Origin of the sequence: Spiroplasma sp. Moj, from assembly GCF_016082285.1 — a bacterium.
Lineage (GTDB): Bacteria > Bacillota_I > Bacilli_A > Mycoplasmatales > Mycoplasmataceae > Spiroplasma > Spiroplasma phoeniceum.
Genome location: NZ_MQTY02000129.1, coordinates 1 through 2,593, shown reverse-complemented (window position 1 = coordinate 2,593; position 2,593 = coordinate 1). Strand labels below are relative to the sequence as shown.

At 25.8% G+C, this 2,593-nt stretch carries 4 protein-coding genes; all 4 read right to left on the bottom strand.

Going from position 1 to position 2,593, the window contains the following annotated elements:
• Nucleotides 1-476 precede the first annotated feature (476 nt).
• The 4 genes from BST80_RS04975 to BST80_RS04960 all read right to left on the bottom strand — a co-directional run bounded on the left by BST80_RS04975 (nt 477) and on the right by BST80_RS04960 (nt 2,392).
• Entirely contained in the window at nt 477-1,274 is a 798-nt protein-coding gene (locus BST80_RS04975) for a hypothetical protein (RefSeq protein ID WP_415746233.1), read from the bottom strand.
• Nucleotides 1,208-1,522 (bottom strand): hypothetical protein, encoded by a 315-nt coding sequence (locus tag BST80_RS04970; protein ID WP_415746232.1) that lies wholly within the window; start codon nt 1,520-1,522, stop codon nt 1,208-1,210. The genes BST80_RS04975 and BST80_RS04970 overlap by 67 nt, the downstream gene beginning before the upstream one ends.
• A 92-nt stretch (nt 1,523-1,614) precedes the next feature.
• Nucleotides 1,615-1,854 carry a hypothetical protein gene (locus BST80_RS04965; protein WP_415746231.1) on the bottom strand — a complete coding sequence of 80 codons (240 nt, stop codon included), beginning with the start codon at nt 1,852-1,854 and terminating at the stop codon, nt 1,615-1,617.
• 181 nt (nt 1,855-2,035) lie between these two features.
• Nucleotides 2,036-2,392, bottom strand: a complete 357-nt coding sequence (locus BST80_RS04960; protein ID WP_415746230.1) for a hypothetical protein — start codon at nt 2,390-2,392, stop codon at nt 2,036-2,038.
• Between the last annotated feature and the right edge of the window lie 201 nt (nt 2,393-2,593).

Below are 2,593 nucleotides of genomic sequence, written 5' to 3'. Positions count from 1 at the left end.
TGCCACCTTTTTTAAATTTTTCTATTTCAGCAACCTTTAAAATATCTAACATTTTATTAAAAGTGGCTTGTTTTATTCCTGTTAATCGGAATAATTCTTTATCATTAATAAAATCAAATTTATCAAATTTCATAATTTTAGATTCCTATAATTTCTATTTTAAATATATTTTATAGGAATTTTAAAATAACTAGGTTATGCAAGAAGTCTAATCTTNTNCTNNTAAAAAAGNATATAATTTAGTCTGCATTGTTTTCTTAAACTCAAATAATTTATTTGTAACTAAATTAATTTCATAACCATAATTATTATGTTCTAAATAAATTAAATTTGCATTAATTTCCTGAACTGTTCCATAAAATTGAAGCATACATTTCTCCTATATTCCTCCTATCTTAGATTAACTTGTAAATTACAAGAAATCCTTTTTAAAAATAAAAAAACTCATAGATAATAATGAGTTTAAAAATTAATTGTTATAATTTTCATTTTACTTTCAAAGAAAATGAAACTGTTCCTTTATAAAGATTTGATTTATCCGCTAAAATAACTAATTGCACATCAGATGTTGCACCAGGTGTTTTATTAACACTACCATCAATTCTTAGAAATAAATTTTCATCTTTTTGCGCCATTTGTAACAACGCTAATGATTCTGGTGATAACTTATTTGAAATTTCTGAATTTGCTATCATAGCTGATAAAATATCTTTAGGTATATCACTTGAAATATCAACAGGAGTATTTGCTAAATTTGTACCCAAATTAATAATATTAATTCGTTTTGACTTAGCTTGGATTACAATATTAGTAATACCATAAAAATTAGTTGCCTTATCTGCATTAATAATAATTGTAGCTGCATAGACTGTTTTATCTTCGTGAAAACGTTCACTACTAAAAGTTAAAGTAGTAGTTGGATCTTTAATTGCTTCTAACAGTTGTGGCTCTAATTTCCCATCATTTTTGGAACCAATTTCTAAGGTTAATAAAGCACCGTATAAATCCATCCAATTATTTGAATCTTCAATTTCAATAACTTGTTTACTTAAATCACCACCTAATAAAGTAATATTAGTTTGTTCACTGACACCTCCACCACTATTTTCATTATTTGCAGTGTTTGCAAAGTGTTGTCATAATTGTCATCCACCAATGCCAAAACCAACAAGTGATATTACTAAAATAACAATTAAACTTCAAATTTTTAATTGCATTTTTCGATTAATAGTATGTAAAATTTTACGCATTGATGTCATGAAATCGGGTTCCATTTTTTTGCCAAAGCAATAGTTTCACCTTCAATTGATGGTGATGATATCACTAATTCAAATGGCAAATCAATAGGTTTTTCTTTAATATTATTATCATCTTTATTTTTATCATTATTTGGCATTTCAATTTTACTTGCCGCTTCTAATTCTAATTTAGTTGTTGCTTCAGGAATTGGTTTTAATGTTTCAACTTTCTTTTCTTGAACTACAAGAACTTTTTCAATCGGTGGCTTAGGTTTAATTGGCAACGAACGACGATGAGTTAGAATTTTATCAATTGTTTCTTTTGATAATTGAATTGTTTGGTTAACAACAGGAACTTTTGGATTGCCTGAGACATCTAAAAAATTAGTTTTTCAAAAAAAGGTATACTTATATTATCCTTACAATTAATTAATGCAATTGGCATTATTCCTGCATCATCTTTAAGAGTAAATGTTGGATTAATTTTACAAACAAAAAGAAGTAAATTATTAACATCTTTTGTTCGGTCACTACGAATTGCTAAAATAATTTTTTTAAAGGTTTTTTTACAAGTATCACACATTTCATCATATATAGCGCGCATATCGTTTTGCAAGGTTTATACTTCCTTTAGTCCAATCATATTCTATTATGTTGTAAATTAATTACTATTATATCATATTTTCAAATATTCTTTATTTGTTATCTTAGAAAAAGCAAAGAATAGGATAACATCCTTTTTGTAAATTGCCATTATTTTAAAACATCTAAAAAGGTAATGATTAGACTATAAATAATTAGTTTAAATATTTATTTGAAATATATGTTTTTTTATAAAAGTTTAAAAAGTTTTCTGGCGCCAATTTATCAGCGTCATATGCCTCACCCGCTCACGCCAACACAGAATGTTCTTTTAAAAACGCATCTCTTGGAAAAGGTAACACTTTTAAAAGAACCGTTACCATGTCACTAAAAAACAAAATATTTTTATTCTTTAAAACTTTTTGAATAATGGGCAAAATAACCTGCTTCTCCGTTATGTTATTATGATATCTATTTCATACAATTTTATAATTTTCTTTTTGAAAGGTATTATGAACAAAATTAGTAAAATACTTTTCAATGTTATCTTGTATATTTTCTAAAGCAACCAAATCATTAGTTATAACTACTAGAGATTCAATATTAGCCCTCGCTTACAATCCTTTAAATTTTACATCATAAGCAATATTAACTCGCACTGTAATTCCCAATATTGCTTGCGAAATAGCTTCTAATAAGTCTACTATATTAGACTTCTTGCATAACCTAGTTATTTTAAAATTCCTATAAAATATATTTAAAATAGAAATTAT